The following is a 19118-nucleotide window of genomic DNA, read 5'->3' as shown; positions in this document are numbered from 1 at the left end:
GTCCATCGCACGCCGCGACTGAAAAAACCGCTTTCATCCCGCAGCGTTGCACATTGCGCTCCCCGTCCCGCCGAACACCCGAGTCGCCGCATTCTCTAACAGCGTATGCTGCCGTCCCTCCTCTCCATGCTTCGGAATCGGCGGAAGGAAGACCCGACAGATCGTGCTGGCGCAAAAAAGAACCCCGCAGCAACGGGCTGCGGGGTTAAATCTATATGCTATCAAAAAGGGGGGTCGAGATTGATTATAGGCAGACAACCTTAACGGAAGCTGAAAAAGAAGTTGCAATCCCGTTACAAATCGAGGTCCGTTCCCTTACAATAGAAGAAAATCCCTGGCTCGGACAACAGCCAGGAGAGCGGAGCGTCGCTATGGAGAGCCTGACGAAGACCAAACTGAACGCGCGCCAGATGAAGGCTTTGATCGCAGCCGCCTTCGGCGAAGACGCCGGCATTGCGCGTTATGCGGAGTTGACCAACGGTTGGTTCAACGCGGCCTATGAGATCGAGCTGACCGACGGACGAGCCGTCATCCTGAAGGTGGCGCCGGACAGCGGAGCCGAGACGCTCGCCTACGAGAAGGACATCATGCGCACCGAAGTCGAAGCGATGCGGCGCATGCGCGCCGCGGGCGGCGTGCCGGTACCCGAGGTATTCGCTTACGATGACAGCCGGATGCTCATCGGCACGGCCTACTTCGTGATGGAGAAGGTCGCCGGACAGCCCTACAACATGATCAAAGAAGACATGACGCAGGAACAACGCGCGGCGATCGAGACCGCGATTGGCCGGTTCAATCGGCGGATCAATGAGATTCGCGGCGAACGGTTCGGCTTTTTCCACGGCGCCGATCCGGCGGCGACCGCTTCCTGGCCGGCCGCATTCGGCGCCATGATGCGCGCCCTGCTGGCCGACGGCCGGCGGCTCGGCGTTCAGCTTCCCGCCCCTTATGCGTCCATCGAGGCGGAGGTGGAGCGGCGGCTCCCGCTGCTCGCCGAGGTGACGGAGCCCCGCCTCGTGCACTGGGACCTGTGGAGCGGCAACGTGCTCGTCGCGGACGGCCGGATCGCGGGCATCATCGATTGGGAACGGGCGCTATGGGGCGATCCGCTGATGGAGTATTACTTCCGCCGCTTCGAACGCTCGGAGGCGTTCTACTCCGGTTACGGCGGCCGGTTCGATCTCCCGAACGAGCAAGTCCGCAAGCGGCTGTACGACCTGTATCTCGACCTCATCCTCGTCATCGAATGCTACGTGCGCAAGTATGAGAACGAAGATCATGTGCGCTGGGCGCACGACAACGCCGTTCAAGGCTGGGCGAAATTCATGGACGGAACCGCCGTCGCGCCTTAAGGCGTCCTATCGCTGCCGTTCGTTGACTTAGGAGCTGGGAGTAGGGGGCCGATCACGGCCTTCCTCCTCTCCTCCAGGCGCGATGCGGGTTGCCGATCGCGCCGGAGGCGCCTGCTTACTTCGACTTTTTCTTCGCGGCGGACCGTCCTTGCTTCTTCGGGTCGTCGGACGGCGGGGCGGCATGCTGGGAGCCGTTCGGTTTGATCTCGCGGGACATGGTCGATGCTCCTTTCCGCGTGGCATGGTCTTCCCGCTCATTATTCGCCGAACCAGTCCGGCGTATGCCGAACGGGGATCGGCTCGTCTGAACGCATCTTCGCCTTTATTTCCCCTTAGCCGGCCAATACCGCCGCGAGCTTCGCCTTCTCCGTATTCGCTAGCCACGCCTCGAACGTCAAGAGACCCGGATGCAGCGCGCGCAGCGCCGGAATGTCCACCTCGTATCCCTCTCCATTGATCCGCTCGTAGATTCGCGCTACGAGTTCGCTCTGCTCGCGCAAGGTCTCGTCGGGATCTGCCGATATTCGACCGTCCGGCCCGCAGCGCGGCTCACGGCCGCGGCCAGCTCCGGCGGCGTCAGCGCGTCTCCGGCGAGATCGATCGCTTGCCCGACGAACCGCTCGGGGCGCTTGAATGCGAGCGCCGCTATGGCGCCGATATCGTTGACACGCGGTTCTCGTACAGATGCGGGAATGGGGTCTGAAATGGCGCGTGCCGCAGCGGCAGGAGCGGAGCCTGCCTTGAGCGGTGCAGACGGCGGACCCCGCGTGCGGCGCTCGGCCTCACCCCAAAGAAGCAGCAGGGCATAAACCCCGCTGCTTCTTTGTTTTTCCCTGTTGCGCAACCTTTCCTTCGACAACCGGCTCGATCGCCATCGACAAAACGCGGGCTTACTCGACAATACCCGGTAATACCGACGAGAATTTCCTCGGAAATAGCCGAATCCGGCGCGATCACGCCGGCGTCTTCGGCCGTCTCGGCCAAAAGGTGTAGCTGAAGCTGACGATAAAGTCGATCCCGAGCACCACCGACCACAGCTGCATCACCTGCCGCAGCGCCGCTGTCCGTTCCGCCGCGTCCACCAAGGCGATCATTCCATACAGTAGCACGCATCCGATCACCCAGGCGAGCAGATGAAGCAGCCAGCCCCGGCGCTCCAGTCGGGCATGCTCCGGACCGAATTTGGACTTCTTGCGCGGCGGGGGTCCGCCGGCGAAGCGGTGCGCGAACCGTTCGTCCGCCCACTTGATCATCCCATGGCCGAACGCGATCGAGACGCCGATATAGACGGCGGCAAGGCCATGGAAGAACCCCGCTTGCGCTCCGTTCCGCAGATCGACGACGGTCGCGACGAGCAGCGCCAGATCGACGACCGGCGTGCAGATCAGCAGCAGAGCGCCCGCTCGCTTCCGCCCCAAGAGATATCGGCAGGCGAGACCAGCCAAGACGAACACCCAAAAGGCGGCTTCGCAACCGATGATGAATGCCAGCATGCTCTCCACATCCTTTTTTGGAACAGTTGTATTATAAAAACCTCCTCTTATTATAGTGTATTTGTATTAAAATACAACCGTGCTATAATCTATCTATGCCGAAAATCGTGGATCACCAACAACGAAAAGAACAAATCGCCGAAGCCGCTTGGCGCGTCATCCGGCGAGAAGGACTCGAGGGCGTCTCCGTGCGTCATGTCGCGGACGAAGCCGGTATCTCGCTGGGGTCGCTCCGCCATTACTTCCATGCGCAGGAAGAGCTTCTCTCCTTCACCATGCGCCTGATCTCGGATCGCGTACACCTGCGCATCCGCAGTCTCCCGTTCACCGGGGAGCCTCGCCGCGATATTGAGATGGCGATCGCGGAGCTTGCGCCGCTCGACGAACAGCGTCTGGCGGAAGCGGAGGTCTGGTTAGCTTTCGCGGGGAGGGCGATCACCGACCCGGCGGTCCGAGCGCTTAGCCACCAAATGCACGAAGAGCTGTATGCGGGCTTCCGCGGCATGATCGAGCTCCTCCTCTCGGATAAGCTAGCGAGGGAAGGCCTGGATCCCGAACAGGAAACTCGGCGGCTGCATGCGCTCATCGACGGCCTCGTCGTGCATCACGTGACCTATCCCGAGCGCCTGAACGGGGAAGAGCTGATGCGTATCGTCGCGGATCACTTGGACAGCCTCCTGCTTGCGCCTCCCGTACCTCCTCCTGAACGCATACGCATGAAAAAGGACAACTGAGAACCCGGCAGAGGCTTCAGGCATTTCATGGAGCCTGAAAATTCTTGATGTAAACTCTCGAACCCGGGCTTATGTCCGTGCCGCAGCTTCCTTCCCGGCAGCCGTCCGGCGGTGGACGATATTGTTCGCAATCAATGCCGCCAGCGTCAGAGCGACGCCGCCGAGCTCCGGCAGGCCGACCCGATAACCGGCTATCGCCGTAAGGATAAGAGATACGATCGGGATGACATTGTTCGTGAACAAGGCAGCGTCGACCGGGGAAATGATTTTGCATGCCATGTTCCAGGCGAGTACCGCGGCGACGCCGCCGATCAGCGCCATGTACAGAAACGGCCAGACGTTGACCGCCAGATCGGTCCATGCCGGTATCCGAAAGAGACCTGCCGGCGTGCCGACGCCGACAAGAATGGCGTTGCTGATCGTCCCGCCGAAGCAAGCCAGCGTCGTATAACGGAGGGGCGACCAAGTCGGGAAAAGCGATGCACCGACCGTAAAGACGCACCAACAGACGACGGCGGCGAGCATGAGCAACAACGCCCATATGGTGGCGCCCCCGGCCAGCAAGGCGCCGAAATCGCCTTTCGACGCCACGAGAAAGACGCCGACGATGCCTACGACGATGCAGACGGCCGTCGCCGGCGAAAGCCGCGCGCCTTTCCAGAGAAACAGGATGAAGGCGGTCGCCAGCGGCAGGAAGCCCATCATGACCGAGGATAGAATCGGCCCGGCCGGCCCAACGAGGTGCTGCCCGTAGAAGACGAGGCCATTATAGCCCGTAAACGCGAGCGTGCCGAGCAGCCACAGAAGCCAACCCCGGCCTTCGGGCCGAAAAGCGCGCCGGCCTTCTTTGAAGACCAGCAAGAGCGCGAACACGATCGCCGCCAGCACGTAGCGAATGAAGACGAAATAGAGCGGGTCGACGCTTTTCAGAATATGTCCGGCGACCGGGAACTGCGCGCCGAACGCGGCGCCCGCGAACAGACAACAAGCGAGACCGGTTCCCCGGCCGTACGATTTCAGCATTCTGACCCCTCCTATTGCCGGCCGTCTTTCCAAGACGGCACTTTATGTTTTAATGGTACAATTACATTAGCGCGTTCGGCGCGGCAGCGGAACTTCTCTTTTGTTGGAGGGGTATAACGATACGTTATGGGAGGGGCACGACATGCAGGTGGAATGGTTCAGAAGCTTCACGGAGTCGGTCAAGCGGAAAAGCCTGTCCAAGGCGGCCGAGAGCCTGAATCTGACCCAGCCGGCGGTCAGCAAGCATATCCGCAATCTGGAAGTCGCCTACGGCGTGGAGCTCTTCCGGAGAGGAACGGCCGGCGTCGAACTGACGGCGGCGGGACGGCTGTTTCTGGAGCGTATCGCGCCCGTCGTCGAGGCGATCGACGCGGTTGGTGAGGAGATGCGCGCGCGCGCGGAGCGGCCGCGCTTTGCGCTCGGCAGCCTGCCGAGCGTGGCGGCGCACGTGCTGCCGGGCCGGCTGCGCGATTATAACGCCGCCGGCTATCCGCTCTCCGTCAGCGTGCGGGGCACGTCGGAGGAGCTTGCGGCCGCGCTGCTGGAGGGTACGTTCGACGCCGTTCTGATCGACGCGGACTACACGGGAGGACGGATGTGGAGCAGGGAGCTGTTCACGGAAGATTACCTGGTCGTGCTGCCGCCGCGGCATCGATTCCGGAGGCGCCGCGCGCTTCGCACGGAAGAGTTGAAGGAAGAGACGTTCGTCTTCGTCGCGCATTGCGATTCATGCAACCGGTTCAAGAGGGTGGCGGCACGGTACGACTACGTTCCCGATACCCGCATGGAGCTCGACAATACCGACTACATGCTCGGCATCATGGCGGTGGGCAACGATATTACGGTACTCCCCCGGCTGTTCGGCCACCAGGCCGAGCGGCTCGGCCTGCACGTCGTACCGCTGCAGGAAGAACGTCTGCGGCGCACGATCGCGCTCGCCGCGCGCACGGCCGTTACAGGCGCCCGGCTGTATCGGATGCTCGACGCTTCCCGCGTACGGGAGACGGAGGCATCGGAGCAAGGTTGAGTTCGCCCCTCTCTCCCTCTATTAACCCTTTTCTCCCTTAAGTTGATCAGCCAAATTGTACAATTCCTTAAGATCGCTTGTTTGCAAGACCAACTTATCGGTATCGAAAATGATTAAAGTCGGACTTTTCTGGATGCCGAGCTCTTTAACATCATCTACTCGGTTTTTGTCATTCATACTGATGATCTCCACTTTGCTAAAACGGATAGACTGCATGACTTGGTTGGAATTCACAATACTCAGAAGTTCCTTATTCAGTTCGTTTACGTCAGAATCCAAATTCCAGAATAAGTATCCTGCATAGGTGCCGCTTTCCTTAGAAAAAAATTCGTTGCTAGTATCGTTCTTACGACTTGATGAGCAGCCTGCTACTATTAAAAAAGCAGCTACTGCAATTAGAGAAATATAAAATATTTTTTTCAAGAGACCATCTCTCCTCCCTCAATGTTACTTGAACTGTAACTTCATCTTAAATGGTTTGACTCCGGTTGAACATGGTTAATAAACTGAGGCAGAAATCAGGGTTGTGTCGGCTTCAACATTCGTTGTGGTGTGATAAGCTGCCCCTGCCTGCCTCCAAGCGCGCAAAAAAGCAGGGCGCCCGCTTAGCGGCGCCCTGCTCTTTCATGCCATATGTTCAGACGGCAGCACTTGTTCTGCCCGGTCTTACCAGCCGAAGTCGAGCGCCTTGCCCGTCTCGACGTACGATTTGATGTTGCTGAGCATCATCGGCCAGCTCTCTTGGGTGCTGGCATAGGAAGGATGATCGTCCGGCCATTCGTCATTCACGATCGTCACCTTCGTCGTGTTCCCGACCGTCTCCAGCGTCATCGATACCCGGGTCTTCCACTTGGCATGGTCCTCCCGATAAGAAGGTCCGGCATGCTCCGTGAAGCTTAGGAACCGGTAGGGCTCATAAGCCAGCACCTCGCCGTAGACGTGGACGGTCTCCCCGCCGTCTACACCCGGTCCTACATATTCGTAAGGTGCACCGACCTCGAACGTCGAACGCAGCTCGCTGCCGAAGAAGATCGCGCGCGTGGCTTCCGCATCCGTATAGATTCGCCAGACTTGCTCGGGCTTCGCGTCCACGTAGATCGTATACTTCAATTCCTTCAGTCCCATGATTGCATCCTCCATCCGATTGGTAGATAGGTTTGTGCCAAGCTCTATCAAGTGGTACTCTCGAGTATAGAATGGCGCGCCTGCACCGTATTGTAAAAACGCGACAAATGCGAAGCGAAGCGAGGAGAGAACCGATGGAGACGATCGTTGATGCCACGAACAAAGGAATTCTGAGAGCGGACGCGGGCATGCGGAGATTTTCCCTGACGCGTTATGCGCCTAGCGCGGATCTGGCTTTTTTCGTGAAGCATTACTGGGTCGTCCGGTGGGACTTGCGGGGACAGGAGCCGTACCGTCAGGTTAACTTATCTTTTCCGAACGTCAATCTCTCGTTCGAGCGAGAGACATCCGGCACCTACTCGGGCGTGTACGGCATCCCTAGCGCGAGCAGTTCCCGCCTGCTCCAGGGAGAAGGCACCGTGCTGGGGGTCAAGTTCCAGCCGGGCGGCTTCTACCCGTACCGCAAGCAGCCGATCTCGCAGCTGACCGATACGCGGATCGGCTTCCGCGAAGCGTTCGGCATCGAGCCGGACACGTTGGAAAAGCAAATCTGCGCCTTGGATGACGGCGAACAGATGGCGCAGGTCACGGACCGTTTCCTCCGCTCTCGCTTGCCGGACCGGGATCCGAACGTCGAACTCGCGACCCGGATCGTACAGACGGTCATCGACGATCGCGAGCTTGTGAAGGTAGACGACTTGGCCAGGCAATTCGGACTTCACGTACGAACCCTACAGCGTCTCTTCCATCGCTACGTGGGCGTCAGCCCGAAGTGGGTGATCCAGCGGTTCCGGCTTCAAGAGGCTGCCGAACGGATGGAGCAAGGCGACATCCCGGATTGGGCCAAGCTGACGCAGGACCTGGGCTTCTACGACCAAGCGCACTTCATCAAATGCTTCAAAGCCATGATCGGCCGCTCTCCCGAAGCCTACATCGAGGATGTGCGGCAGTCATAGTGGTTGAATCTGCCATCTCAAGTTTGCCTGGTCGCCGTGCCTCCCAAGGCACGCCGACTTCGTCCTTGAGACCTCCCCAGGGCGCTCCGGCGCGTCGCCCTCGGGAATTCCGCCGCCTGTTCAGCGCTCCTCTGCGTCCGGCTTCCTCTCCGAGGAGCCCTGATCGACATGCGATGCCCCGGCATCTTCCTCCTCCGCAAGCTCCGGTATACCGACAGGCACCGTCTTCTCATAGTAGAGACGGAACAGAATATCCTGTCTGTAATTGCCGAATCCGCTCCCGAACAGAGTGACCCCGCCTACGTTGCGCGAACCGCTCTCCATGGCGATCCGCAAGGTCCATTGCTTGTCCCAGATGTTCACCTGATCCAACGTCACGTCCGATATGGCATTGCCATCCATGCGGGTGCCCTGATTGGTGACGGTCAGGTGCTTCAGCAATCCGTATTGGTTGATGTCGTCCGGCCACCAAGCCGGATTGTACTTCCCCCGTTTGTCGCCGTAGTCGCCGGGACTGGTCCAGGTGCCGAGCTTGACGTGGTTCAGGTAGAACGTAATGTCGGATGGCCAGTTGTTGTTCGTGAGAGGCGCTTCGGACGCGATCTCCATCGAGATGACGAGCTCCTTCGGATGCTCGGTGGAGAGCAGGAAGTTGGGGATCTTGTATTCGATAAAGCCCTCGCTGAACCAGAGGATCTTCGCCTGGAATCTCTCCGGCGCGAGGAACGAGCGGGGGTCGTCGACGATGCCTATGAACCGGTCGGTCGTCGCGAGGCCGCAAGTCGGCTCCACGTCGAAGTCGGTGAAGTGGCCCACGGAGATCTCGCTCTGATGGTATTCGCGGATATGCTCGAGTTTGTTGGGGAAAATGATCTCCGCTTCCTCCACTTGCAGGGAGCACACCTTCTGCATGCCTCCCCTGCTGGGCTGCATCTCGCTATGAACGATGCCCGCCTTCTCCAGCTTCTTGATGTGCATGGTCATGATGGCGCTGCTGAGGCCCACCGCTTCGGAGAGCTCCCGGATATTCATCGATTGCCGGGCCAGCAGCCGAATGACCTTGAGCCTGACGCTGCTCGCCAACGCCTCGTATACGGGCAAGGATTTGTCTGATATGTCTAGATTCATGATCGTCCTCCAATACCGTGTCAAACCCAAGCAAAGACGGCTCCGCCGTCCGCTGTAGAGGGCGATAATCTAGGCGCCACGACCAACAGAACGTCTTCTTAATACTATATAATTTTATTAACGTGGCTGCAATGATTCTCCCATAGATTCGGCATTCTCCCCGTCCCTCCATCTAATCATTAATATATATATTAATATTAAAATATTTTTATTCACAACACCGTTGACATGAAAGCGCTGTTTTGATAATGTTAATACATGTAAAATACATTTGTATATTTATTAACAACTGATGGACATCACGAGGATGGTGAAAATGGTTCGCATGAAAGACACCGCTGAACTGCGCTGCCCCTACGAGAATCCGGTCGTCAGCCAGCGTGCAGACCCCTGGATCTACAAGCACACGGACGGAATGTACTACTTCACGGGCTCGGTACCGGCGTATGACCGGATCGAGATCCGCAGATCGCCGACCATCCAGGGACTGGGGCTCGCCGATGCGCGCGTCGTCTGGCGCAAGCGGCCAAGCGGCGAGATGAGCTCCCATATCTGGGCGCCCGAGATCCACTTCATCGCCGGCAAGTGGTACATCTACTTCGCGTCGGCCCAGACCGGCGCGAACGGAGAGGGGCTCTTCGATCACCGGATGTACGTGCTGGAGTGCGCGTCTGCGGATCCGTTCGCGGGAGACTGGACGGAGAAGGGACAGATCAAGGCCGCTTGGGAGTCGTTCTCCCTGGACGCGACCTCCTTCTCGCACGAAGGCGCCCAATACTTGGTCTGGGCGCAGCGCGATCCCGAGATTCCCGGCAATTCGAACTTGTATCTGGCGGAGATGGAGAATCCCTGGACCGTCAAGCAGCCTCAGATCATGCTGACGAAGCCCGAATTCGGCTGGGAGCGAATCGGGTTCTGGGTGAACGAAGGCCCTGCGGTCTTGAAGCGCAACGGGCGTATCTTCATCACCTATTCGGCCAGCGCCACGAACCATCATTATTGCATGGGATTGCTCTCCGCTTCCGATCGCTCAGATCTGCTTGACCCGGCCTCCTGGACCAAGTCGCCGTCTCCCGTCTTCGTGACGAATGAAGAAGCGAGCCAATACGGACCCGGGCACAACTGCTTCACCGTCTCGGAGGACGGCGCGCAAGACTTGCTCGTCTACCATGCCCGGAGTTACAAGGAGATCGCAGGCGACCCCTTGTACGATCCGAACCGCCACGCCCGCGTGCAGCCGTTTGGCTGGAAGCCTGACGGGACGCCGTTCTTCGGAGCGCCCGTACCCGACGGCCGCCAGGAATAACGGTTTCGCCTCGTAGCCGAATCGGTAGAGACAGGCAGCACTCATCTTTTCCGATTCGTCAAGCAAGTCTATTCGCCGCGCGAACGCCGCGGCCGCTTCGCCAGACTTTGAATGCGGTTTCACTGCGCTTATAGGCGCCACATATATCCTCAGGAGGGGTTCATGCGATGGCTAAGAAAGGTTGGATTCCCGCAGTAACGTTGCTCGTAACGGCAGGGTTGGCGCTCTCCGGCTGCAGCAACGGCGGCAACGCCGATGCAGGCAACGGTCCGGCAAGCAGTCAAGCGAGCGGCAGCCAGTCCGGCGACGGTTCGGACAAATCCGGCAGCGAGAAGGCGGAGCTGACGTTCATGTTCCGAGGCGGTCCGGACGAGCAAGCGGCCTACAAGAAGACGGTCGACAAGTTCGAAGCCGATCATCCCGGCGTGAAGGTCAAGATCATCACCACGGCCGCCGATCAGTACGCCACCAAACTCAAAGCGGCCATTACCGGCAAGAGCGCGCCTGACGTCTTCTACCTCGACCCGGGCGACCTGAAGGCCTATGTCAACGGCGGCGTGCTGCTCAATATTAACAGTTACGTCCAGGACAACAAGGATGTCGACATCAGCAAAGTATGGAAAAAAGGCGTGGACCTGTACCGCTACGACGGACAGACGGTCGGACAAGGCGATATCTACGGCCTCCCCAAAGACCTCGGCCCGTTCGCGATGGGCTACAACAAGACGATGTTCGAGAAAGCCGGCATTCCGCTGCCCGACAAAGACAAACCGTACACGTGGGACGAATTCATCCAAGTCTCGCAGCAGCTGACCAAGGACACGAACGGCGACGGCAAGCTCGATCAATGGGGAACGGGTCTCAACGTCACCTGGAACCTTCAGTCCCTCGTATGGAGCAACGGCGCCGACTGGATCGACGCGTCTCGCACGAAGGTCACGATCGACGAACCCAAGTTCGCGGAAGCGCTGCAGCTCTTCGCGGACATCCAGAACAAGTACAAAGCGACGCCTTCGATCGCCGAAGCGCAGACGCTCGACACGTACCAACGGTGGATGCAGGGCCAGATCGGCTTCTTCCCGGTCGGACCTTGGGATTTGAGCACGTACGCCAAGCTGCCGTTCGACTATGACCTCATCCCGTATCCGGCCGGCTCCACCGGCAAGACCGCCACGTGGATCGGCTCGCTCGGCATCGGCGTCTCCAGCAAGACCAAGTACCCGGAGCAGGCCGCCGCTCTCGTCATGTACCTGACGGCCTCCGAAGAAGGCATGAAGATGCTCGCCGACGCCAAGGTCCAAATGCCGAACCTGCAGGACATGGCCCAGACGTGGGCGGCCGACACCTCCTCCAAGCCGGCGAACAAAGAAGAATTCCTCCAGATCGTCAACGATTACGGTCGCCCGCTACCTGGCATTCTGACCTACAACGCCGAATGGTATAACCTGTTCTTCACGGATATCCAGCCTGTGCTGGACGGCAAGATGACCGCGGCAGACTACGTGAAGCAGGAGCAGCCGAAGATGCAGAAACTGCTGGACAAAGCCATCGAGCAGGAAGCCAAGTCCAAGAGCAAATAAGTTCACGACTCACGGTGATCATGACGCGTTGTTCCCGCGCCCGCGCGGGAACAACCCTCGTTCGGATACCGGAATTCACCCGAGGTGAACCATGAAGACAAATTCGAGGCTTTACCGCAAAGAAGCCTATTACGGCTACCTGTTTATTCTCCCGCCGGTGCTCGGCTTTCTGATCTTCGCGCTGTTCCCGGCACTCTATTCCGTCTACGGCTCGTTCACGGACTGGGATGGGCTCGGCCAGATGAACTTCATCGGCCTGGACAACTTCAAGGACATCTTCCAGGACGAACTGTTCTACAAGGCCATGTACAACACGCTGTTCATGATGATCGGCATTCCGATCGGACTCGCCCTGGCGCTGCTGCTGGCGCTCGGCCTCAACCGGCGCATTCCCGGGACGACGGCATTTCGCGTCATCTATTACATCCCGGTCATCTCGTCGCTCGCCGCCATCTCGATCATGTGGAATCTGGCGTACAACGGCGACTTCGGTCTCGTCAACCAGTTCCTGGACCTGCTCGGGATCAAGGGCCCGAACTGGCTTGCGGATAAGCATACGGTGAAGCCCGCCATCATGCTGATGATGATCTGGAAAGGGCTCGGCTATACGATGCTGCTGTATCTGGCGGCTCTGCAGAGCGTGCCCAAGGACTACTACGAAGCGGCGGAGCTGGACGGAGCGAACGCGTTCCACCGCCTGCGGCACATCACTTGGCCGATGGTGAAGCCGGTCACCTTCTTCGTTGTCGTGACGGGCATCATCGGCGGCTCTCAGGTGTTCACCGAAGTCAACATCATGACTTCGACCGGGGGACCGGAGTACGGGTCCGCGACCGTCGTCTTCTACGTCTGGCAGAAAGCGTTCGGGAACCTGCAGATGGGCTACGCTTCCGCGATGACCGTCATCCTGGGCTTGTTCATTTTCATCGTGACGCTCGTTCAGTTCCGGCTGGACAAATCGTCGGATATCCACGAATAGCGGTCGCCAAGTAAAAACGGCTTTGTCCTCCTTCTGGAGGGGGGCGATACGTTTTTATCGGAGGTCATACAGAAATGGATAGGTATGAAACTATACATTCTGTATGTCCAAGCAAATTCTGAATGATGGAGAAAGGAGGAACCGGCGTTGGCTTTACAAAGGAAATGGGCGAGCGCGATCATCTTCGTCATTCTGCTGTTCGGCGGCCTATTCATGATCGCCCCGCTGCTCTGGATGTTCACGACTTCGGTCAAGGACCGCATGGACGTGTTCGCGCTGCCGCCCGTATGGATTCCGAATCCGATGCACTTCGGCAAGTATGCCGAGATCTGGGATAAAGGCCCGCTCTTAAGCGGGATCAAGAACAGCTTTATCGTAGCAATGACGGTGACGCTCGTCGGGACGTTCACCTCTAGCATGGCCGCGTTTGCGTTCTCGAAGCTGCGTTTCCCGGGGAAAAACAAGATTTTCCTGCTGCTGATCGCCTCCCTTATGATCCCGTATCCATCGGTCATGATCCCGCAGTTCATCCTCTTCTCGCAGGCGGGGTGGGTCGATACGCTGCTGCCGCTTATCGTCCCGGGGCTGTTCGGCAATATCGTCATGATCTTCTTCCTGCGGCAATATCTGGCCAGCGTGCCGAACGCCCTGATCGAAGCGGCCAAGATCGACGGCAGCTCGTACGCGGGCATCTATTCGCGGATCGTGTTTCCGCTCATCCGGCCGGCCATCGCCGCTCAACTCATTTTGTGGTTCATGGCGATCTGGAACGATTATTTGGCGCCGATCATCTACCTCAATTCGCCCGAGAAGCAGACGCTGCAGCTCGTTATCGCCAACTACAACGCGACCTATGCGATTCAGACGGACTATCCGCTGATCATGGCCGCATCCGTTGTCGCTCTGCTGCCGATGCTGATCGTGTTCCTCGTATTCCAGAAGCAAATCATTGAATCCGTCGCCATCTCCGGCGTTAAAGGGTAGGTTATGAGAATACTGCTGCTTGTCGGACTGGGGGTAGCGATGATGGTGATGCTCGGCGGCTGCAGCGGAGCGGATGGCAAGGCGGTCTATCCTCCCTCTCCGCCCGAAACGAAGATGTACGATACGGACAACCTGAACGACGAATCGGCCTGGACGACGACGAACGCGCACGATCCGTCCATCATCAAGACGGACGACGGGACCTACTACGTCGTGTCGACCGACGTCAAGGTCGGCGGCGAGCCGAAACCGGGGTTGATGGTGCGCAAGTCGAAGGACCTCATCCGATGGGAGTGGGTCGGCCATGCGTTCGACGGCGTACCGGACGCGGCGAAGGCGTGGACCGGCGGTCCGACGCTATGGGCGCCGGATGTACACAAGTTCGGAGAACAATATAAGCTGTACTATGCCTCCTCCACGTTCGGCTCCAACACGTCCTACATCGGTCTGGCGACCAGCGCATCGATGGAGGGGCCCTGGCGGGACGAGGGCGAGGTGATCAAGACCGGAGCCGGCGACGGGCCGAATGCGATCGATCCCCAGATTGCGATCGATGCCGCCGGGGATCCCTGGTTCGTCTATGGATCGTTCTTCGACGGCATCCATATCGCCCCGCTCGATCTCGCAACGGGCAAGCTCCGGGAGCCGGGGTTCGGCCGGCGGATCGCCGCGCGGAATCCGCAGACGGCGTCGGGCGCGGTCGAAGGGCCCTATATCGTCTACAAGCCGGCGTTCAAGAAGTACTATCTGTTCGTCTCCTACGACTCGCTGTCTTCCGATTACAACGTCCGGGTCGGCCGAGCCGATGCCATCGACGGTCCCTATGTCGACTTTAACGGCAGGGAGTTGACGGATACGGCTTATGATCCGTCTTTCGACGTCGGGACGAAGATCCTGGGCGGCTACAAGTTCGGAGAGTCGGAGGGCTGGACCGCGCCGGGCCACAACTCCGTGTTGCAGGACGGCGATGACGACTACATCGTGCATCATGCGCGCCCGGAAGGCGATCCGAGCTGGATGTATCTGCATGTCCGCAAGCTCCTGTGGACGAAGGACGGCTGGCCGGTCGTCTCGCCGGAGCGGTATGCGGGCGAACGGGTTCAGCGGATCCCGGCCGTGGACATCCCCGGAGACTGGGAGCGCCTCGTGCAGCCGCGCTGGATCGACGGACAGGCGGAATCGGAGCCGCTCCGGCTGCTGAAGGGCGGGAAGATCGACGCTGCCGACGGCAAGGACAGCTGGTCGTTCGATGGCGAACATACGCTCACCTTGACCTGGTCGGGAGAGGACGGCGCGGATACCGTGGAGACCGTCCTGCTGCTCCCTTCATGGGACTGGGAGTTGAACCGGCCCACCCTCGTCTTCACCGGGCTGGACGGGACCGGGCAGGCCGTCTGGGGCAAGAAGCTGAACGATCCTGCGCGGTGAGAGGCGGCCCCCGAGGCCTTTGGGAGCGTAGAATGGACGGGTAGCGGAAAATTCGCATGACGAATAAAGGTACTTTAACAGACCGGGCAGCTCCCGCCGATTCTTCGGCTGCGGAGCTGCCCTGTTGATTCAGCAGCCCTCTCTCATACCGCTCCCGAATTCAGTGCAAAAAAAGGGCTGCAGCAGGTCGCATCATGCGCAACCCGTTGCAGCCCTTGAGAGCATTAGAACTTACGATTACTTGCCGCGGAACAGTCTTCTCCGTACGAGGAAGAACACGCCCAGCAAGATAACGGCAAGACCCGCTAATTGAACATTCAGGTGGCTTCCTTCGCCCGTTTTCGGCAGCGTTGCCCCCGGCAAATCGTTGCCGAGCGGGACTTCATCGACGGTGATGTCGATCAGGATATCGTTCGTGTTGCCGTCCTTGTCCGTTACGCGAATCGTCAGCTTATCCGGCCCGGTATAGCCCGGATTCGGCTTGTACTTCCAGCTGCCGTTCGGTTTCACGGTTACTTGGCCATGCTTCGGCTTGTCCTTAATAGCTGCCGAGCCGCCCAGCGGTACATCGACTTTGCTCTCGATCATTTGATCCTGGTCGGTCGTCTTCTCCACCACCGTAGGCGTCGGCTTCGGTGTAGGCACCGGCGTCGGCGTCGGCGTCGGCGTCGGCGTCAGCGTCGGCTCAGGCGACGGCGACGGATCGACCGAAGGCGTCGGCGTCGGTACTGCCGGCGTCGGCGATGGTGTTGGCGATGTCGATGGGTCTGGTGTCGGCGATGGCGATGTCGTCGGATCTGGCGTCGGCGACGTCGTTGGATCTGGTGACGGCGATGGCGACGTCGTCGGATCTGGTGTCGGCGACGGCGACGTTGTTGGCGTCGGTGTCGGCGACGTTGTTGGCGTCGGTGTCGGCGACGTCGTTGGCGTCGGTGTCGGCGTCGGGGTCTTCTTGTTCGTGATCTCCAGATTCACGTCGGTCGTCGAGTTGATCGTGACCGAATAAGCTTTCGAATCCAGATTGTACCCGGCCGGCGCCTTAATCTCCTTCACTTCATAGCTGCCGGACAGCAGTTTCTTGAATGTAGCCAACCCGTTGTTGTCGCTGTCCGCTGTGCCGACCGGAATGCGGTCGGAGCCGGATAGGCGATAAAGTTCGAACGTAGCGCCACTCAATATGCTATGATCCGCATCGTCCGTTTTCTTCACGATCAAGTTGCCGCGGACGCCGCTGCCCGTACCCGAACCGCTAGACACGCCTACGATGATCTCCTTGGTGGTGTCTTTGGTGACGGACTGTACGTTATTGCCCGCGAAGCTGACTTTGTTCGAGACTTTGTCTCCGTTATTCGCGACGATTAATGATTGATACTCCAAGATAAAGGCTGTATCGATGTCCTTCAGGAACGTCAGAACGAAGGACTGAAGGCCGTCATCATCGGTCGAAATCTCCAGCTTATAATCCGTATCCTTGATTAACTCCGGCGTTTTTTTGGTGACCGTGCCATTGGCGTTAATGTCTGTCGGATAGAGATGGAACGAATTCGCAATCAACATTTGGTTCGGGCTTGGGACGTCCGTGATAACGGCGTCCTTCACGGTAGACAAGCCGCGGTTGATATTGACGGTCCAATCGATCTTCCCGCCGTTCTGCGCGCCGTTCTTGTTGACGTACTCACCGCCCTGCGGAATGTTCTTGGATGCCGTCAAGTCCTTCGATTGGGCAACGGTGCCATCAAACAGATTGGCCGTGTTTTTTACCGTTGCGTCGATCAGCACGTCATTCAAACTGGTGCTGAATACTAGAATGTAGCCCGTCGAGATCGATTGATTGAAGCTTACTTTCAAGATATCGTTCTTGTAATCAACGGTATATTCGCTGCTAGCGATGGCCGTTGCGCCTTGCCCTGGCGTCCCGTCGGACTGCACGGTCATAGGGTAGACTGCTAACGAACCCGGGACAAGCTTCTGACCGCTCTTCAATTCATCCTGAACGATCGCGTTGTTCAACGGCTTGCGATTGTAGTTGACCCCAACCGTCCAAGTAATTTCCTTGGTCTTGGCATTGTAGGAACCCGACTTGTAGCCGTTGCTCTGGGTTTGGGGGTTCGGATTGAATGTCGAATCGACTTCGAGGGCTGTCGCCCCGCGCTCCGTCCATGTGACCGCGGCGTGATTCGGGAAGCTGGCCGTCCCCGTTTGCCAGTTGTAGTTCAGCCAGTCATTATTGAACTTCGTGGTATAGCTGATGGTATAAGGTCCTGTGATCGGGGCATTGAACGTCAAGACGAATCCGTCATTTGCGCCGGGCGGCGTGCTCGCCGTATAGTTCACTGCATAAGTCGCGCCAGGAACGCTATCCGGCGTCACCACCAGAGAGCCTGGCACAATCTGCAATCCACCGTTCGGGAACGTATCCTTCAGCACGACATTCGTCATCGTCTTGCTGTCTTCGTTCAGACGAATCGTCCACTTCACCGTTTGGTTCTGATAGTTGACAGGGCCGTTGTCCTTCGTCAGAACGACTTGTTTGATATCGCGCGTGCCCGTGGTCCATTGGCCCCGGGATTCGATCTTATTCGTAATCGTGGTATTGCTCTCTACGCGATCGATTGTGGTCGTTTGATATTCGATCTTGTAAGCCGAATTGATATTCTGCTTGAATTGCAAGGTAAAGCCGTTATCCGTCGCATCCGATGTTGGGGTTACCATGTAAAGGGAAGGATCGATCGCGGCCCCTTTGGTTTCTTTGCCCGTGTTATCGAGCTCGATCGGATAGACCGCGACAGAGCCGCTGACAAGCTGCTGCTTTTTGCCGAACGTATCGGTCAACAGCGCATTCGCTTTCGTAATCGACTCTTCCCTATAGTTGTACTTAATCGCCCAGTCGATCGTCTGCGTAGCCGAATTATAGCCCGTCGACGACTTGTCCAGGAACTTGCCGTAATTCACGCTGACGGTCGTCGAAGAATTGACGGGGGTTTTGTTGGTCCCTTGGAACGTCGCGGTGTTACTGAAGGACGTCTTGCTCGTATCGTCGATATCGGTCACGAACTGAATGCGATAGGCGGAAGTGATCGGGCTATCCGCGAACCGCACATTCAGCGGACCTCCCGCAAAGTCCACGGTGTATCGGCTGCTATCGATCAATGCGCCTTGGGTGACGCTGCCATCCAGGTTCACGTTAAGACCGTACACGGCAACGGACACCGGCGGCTTCAAGCCTGTCGGGAACGGGTCGGACATGACGGCGTTCGTCACCGAATCCAGCGCCTTGTTCACGTCTACCGTCCAATTGATGCTTTTCGGATTGAAGCCGTCGGGTACGCCCTTCTTCTCTATCGTCGAAGTGACGTTAGGTTTGAAGACAAGAGTAAAGATCTGGTCCCCACCCTTGATGGGGATCGTAATCGTCTGGGTAGTGCTTCCTTTGATTACCTGTTTGTCGAATTGCGTTTTGAAGGTGAGGATGCCTTGTACATTATTGTGCGTTTCGATATAGTTGTTGAAAGTCATAACGACCTTATGATCTTTCGTTGCATAAAAAGTGCCAACTTCTTCATCGTTAAATATGAGAGGCTGCTTGGGAATGTCATTGAAGAGCAAGAATTCGTCCGGGATGTAGAAAGAGAAAGTGTCTCCGTCTTTATACACATTGTTCGGAATCGACCAAGTGTAATCCAACTTCACATCGGAGCCCTGCTCGTACACGCTTCCGTTCACCGAATGACCGTTCGAATCGTAGACCGACATGGAGACGCTGTCGATCAGATTGATGCCGTCCGTCTCGATCGCAGTTGCGCTAGCCTTGGGCAACGGACCAAACCCGAATGCCACCTGAACGAATACCATCACGAAGACAATAAACGCAGCCGTTTTACGATAACCCATCTGTTCAAAACCCTCTTTTCATCTTAAACTGAATGAAATTCGTCTATGATATTGGAACTATATCCCACTCCGAAAGCGGCCCATAAGTCTCAATACCAACTACCCATTCTAT

17 protein-coding genes are annotated in these 19118 nt (G+C 58.1%); 9 read left to right on the top strand and 8 right to left on the bottom strand.

Annotated features, from left to right (window positions below; genetic code table 11):
• Positions 1-371: 371 nt before the first annotated feature.
• Positions 372-1352, top strand: a complete 981-nt coding sequence (locus tag H7C19_RS07520) for a phosphotransferase family protein (RefSeq protein WP_185141974.1) — start codon at positions 372-374, stop codon at positions 1350-1352.
• Between the two features lie 332 nt (positions 1353-1684).
• Here H7C19_RS07520 and H7C19_RS07515 read toward each other — a convergent pair whose 3' ends face one another.
• From H7C19_RS07515 to H7C19_RS07505, 3 genes are all read right to left on the bottom strand, one after another.
• Positions 1685-1852, bottom strand: a complete 168-nt coding sequence (locus tag H7C19_RS07515; RefSeq protein WP_185142028.1) for a hypothetical protein — start codon at positions 1850-1852, stop codon at positions 1685-1687.
• The gene (locus H7C19_RS07510) at positions 1828-2196 is read right to left on the bottom strand and encodes an NmrA family NAD(P)-binding protein (RefSeq protein WP_246469363.1); all 369 of its coding nucleotides are present in this window, start codon (positions 2194-2196) and stop codon (positions 1828-1830) included. Before H7C19_RS07510 ends, H7C19_RS07515 begins: the two co-directional genes overlap by 25 nt.
• A 109-nt stretch (positions 2197-2305) precedes the next feature.
• Entirely contained in the window at positions 2306-2845 is a 540-nt protein-coding gene (locus tag H7C19_RS07505; protein ID WP_185141972.1) for a hypothetical protein, read from the bottom strand.
• Positions 2846-2952: 107 nt separating this feature from the next.
• On the opposite strand from H7C19_RS07505, the gene H7C19_RS07500 reads away from it, so the two are divergent.
• Positions 2953-3579 carry a TetR/AcrR family transcriptional regulator gene (locus tag H7C19_RS07500; protein ID WP_313731465.1) on the top strand — a complete coding sequence of 209 codons (627 nt, stop codon included), beginning with the start codon at positions 2953-2955 and terminating at the stop codon, positions 3577-3579.
• A gap of 69 nt (positions 3580-3648) precedes the next feature.
• On the opposite strand, the gene H7C19_RS07495 is transcribed toward H7C19_RS07500, so the two are convergent.
• A complete protein-coding gene (locus tag H7C19_RS07495; protein WP_185141970.1) occupies positions 3649-4602 on the bottom strand; it encodes a DMT family transporter in 954 nt (317 codons plus the stop codon).
• A 142-nt stretch (positions 4603-4744) separates the two neighbouring features.
• Between H7C19_RS07495 and H7C19_RS07490 the strand changes: the two genes are divergently transcribed.
• Positions 4745-5629 carry a LysR family transcriptional regulator gene (locus H7C19_RS07490; RefSeq protein WP_185141969.1) on the top strand — a complete coding sequence of 295 codons (885 nt, stop codon included), beginning with the start codon at positions 4745-4747 and terminating at the stop codon, positions 5627-5629.
• Positions 5630-5650: 21 nt separating this feature from the next.
• On the opposite strand, the gene H7C19_RS07485 is transcribed toward H7C19_RS07490, so the two are convergent.
• Positions 5651-6052, bottom strand: coding sequence for a hypothetical protein (locus tag H7C19_RS07485; RefSeq protein ID WP_185141968.1), 402 nt, complete (start codon positions 6050-6052; stop codon positions 5651-5653).
• A 243-nt stretch (positions 6053-6295) separates the two neighbouring features.
• A complete protein-coding gene (locus H7C19_RS07480; protein WP_185141967.1) occupies positions 6296-6754 on the bottom strand; it encodes an SRPBCC domain-containing protein in 459 nt (152 codons plus the stop codon).
• 134 nt (positions 6755-6888) lie between these two features.
• Between H7C19_RS07480 and H7C19_RS07475 the strand changes: the two genes are divergently transcribed.
• Positions 6889-7710 (top strand): helix-turn-helix domain-containing protein, encoded by an 822-nt coding sequence (locus tag H7C19_RS07475; protein ID WP_185141966.1) that lies wholly within the window; start codon positions 6889-6891, stop codon positions 7708-7710.
• 120 nt (positions 7711-7830) lie between these two features.
• Here the strand turns inward: H7C19_RS07475 and H7C19_RS07470 are convergent, their stop codons facing one another.
• Positions 7831-8838, bottom strand: coding sequence for an ArsR/SmtB family transcription factor (locus H7C19_RS07470; RefSeq protein ID WP_185141965.1), 1008 nt, complete (start codon positions 8836-8838; stop codon positions 7831-7833).
• Between the two features lie 325 nt (positions 8839-9163).
• On the opposite strand from H7C19_RS07470, the gene H7C19_RS07465 reads away from it, so the two are divergent.
• From H7C19_RS07465 to H7C19_RS07445, 5 genes are all read left to right on the top strand, one after another.
• Complete coding sequence (locus tag H7C19_RS07465; protein WP_185142022.1) at positions 9164-10144, top strand: glycoside hydrolase family 43 protein; 981 nt, start codon at positions 9164-9166, stop codon at positions 10142-10144.
• 167 nt (positions 10145-10311) lie between these two features.
• Complete coding sequence (locus H7C19_RS07460; RefSeq protein ID WP_185141964.1) at positions 10312-11724, top strand: ABC transporter substrate-binding protein; 1413 nt, start codon at positions 10312-10314, stop codon at positions 11722-11724.
• 91 nt (positions 11725-11815) lie between these two features.
• Positions 11816-12703 (top strand): carbohydrate ABC transporter permease, encoded by an 888-nt coding sequence (locus tag H7C19_RS07455; protein WP_185141963.1) that lies wholly within the window; start codon positions 11816-11818, stop codon positions 12701-12703.
• 147 nt (positions 12704-12850) lie between these two features.
• Positions 12851-13687, top strand: a complete 837-nt coding sequence (locus H7C19_RS07450) for a carbohydrate ABC transporter permease (RefSeq protein ID WP_246469362.1) — start codon at positions 12851-12853, stop codon at positions 13685-13687.
• A gap of 3 nt (positions 13688-13690) precedes the next feature.
• Positions 13691-15115 (top strand): arabinan endo-1,5-alpha-L-arabinosidase, encoded by a 1425-nt coding sequence (locus H7C19_RS07445; protein WP_376775333.1) that lies wholly within the window; start codon positions 13691-13693, stop codon positions 15113-15115.
• Positions 15116-15352: 237 nt separating this feature from the next.
• Here the strand turns inward: H7C19_RS07445 and H7C19_RS07440 are convergent, their stop codons facing one another.
• Entirely contained in the window at positions 15353-19006 is a 3654-nt protein-coding gene (locus H7C19_RS07440; RefSeq protein ID WP_185141962.1) for a collagen binding domain-containing protein, read from the bottom strand.
• Positions 19007-19118: the final 112 nt, after the last annotated feature.

Source organism: Cohnella nanjingensis (assembly GCF_014212125.1).
GTDB classification, from domain to species: Bacteria; Bacillota; Bacilli; order Paenibacillales; family Paenibacillaceae; genus Cohnella; species Cohnella nanjingensis.
This window is presented reverse-complemented; position numbering and strand designations above follow the sequence as displayed.

What these genes read in the sequence shown, in the direction of transcription:
- H7C19_RS07520 (WP_185141974.1), top strand. Translation starts at nt 372, where the DNA reads ATGGAGAGCCTGACGAAGACCAAACTGAACGCGCGCCAGATGAAGGCT.
- H7C19_RS07505 (WP_185141972.1), bottom strand. Translation starts at nt 2,845, where the DNA reads ATGCTGGCATTCATCATCGGTTGCGAAGCCGCCTTTTGGGTGTTCGTC.
- H7C19_RS07495 (WP_185141970.1), bottom strand. Translation starts at nt 4,602, where the DNA reads ATGCTGAAATCGTACGGCCGGGGAACCGGTCTCGCTTGTTGTCTGTTC.
- H7C19_RS07490 (WP_185141969.1), top strand. Translation starts at nt 4,745, where the DNA reads ATGCAGGTGGAATGGTTCAGAAGCTTCACGGAGTCGGTCAAGCGGAAA.
- H7C19_RS07480 (WP_185141967.1), bottom strand. Translation starts at nt 6,754, where the DNA reads ATGGGACTGAAGGAATTGAAGTATACGATCTACGTGGACGCGAAGCCC.
- H7C19_RS07475 (WP_185141966.1), top strand. Translation starts at nt 6,889, where the DNA reads ATGGAGACGATCGTTGATGCCACGAACAAAGGAATTCTGAGAGCGGAC.
- H7C19_RS07470 (WP_185141965.1), bottom strand. Translation starts at nt 8,838, where the DNA reads ATGAATCTAGACATATCAGACAAATCCTTGCCCGTATACGAGGCGTTG.
- H7C19_RS07465 (WP_185142022.1), top strand. Translation starts at nt 9,164, where the DNA reads ATGAAAGACACCGCTGAACTGCGCTGCCCCTACGAGAATCCGGTCGTC.
- H7C19_RS07460 (WP_185141964.1), top strand. Translation starts at nt 10,312, where the DNA reads ATGGCTAAGAAAGGTTGGATTCCCGCAGTAACGTTGCTCGTAACGGCA.
- H7C19_RS07455 (WP_185141963.1), top strand. Translation starts at nt 11,816, where the DNA reads ATGAAGACAAATTCGAGGCTTTACCGCAAAGAAGCCTATTACGGCTAC.
- H7C19_RS07445 (WP_376775333.1), top strand. Translation starts at nt 13,691, where the DNA reads ATGAGAATACTGCTGCTTGTCGGACTGGGGGTAGCGATGATGGTGATG.
- H7C19_RS07440 (WP_185141962.1), bottom strand. Translation starts at nt 19,006, where the DNA reads ATGGGTTATCGTAAAACGGCTGCGTTTATTGTCTTCGTGATGGTATTC.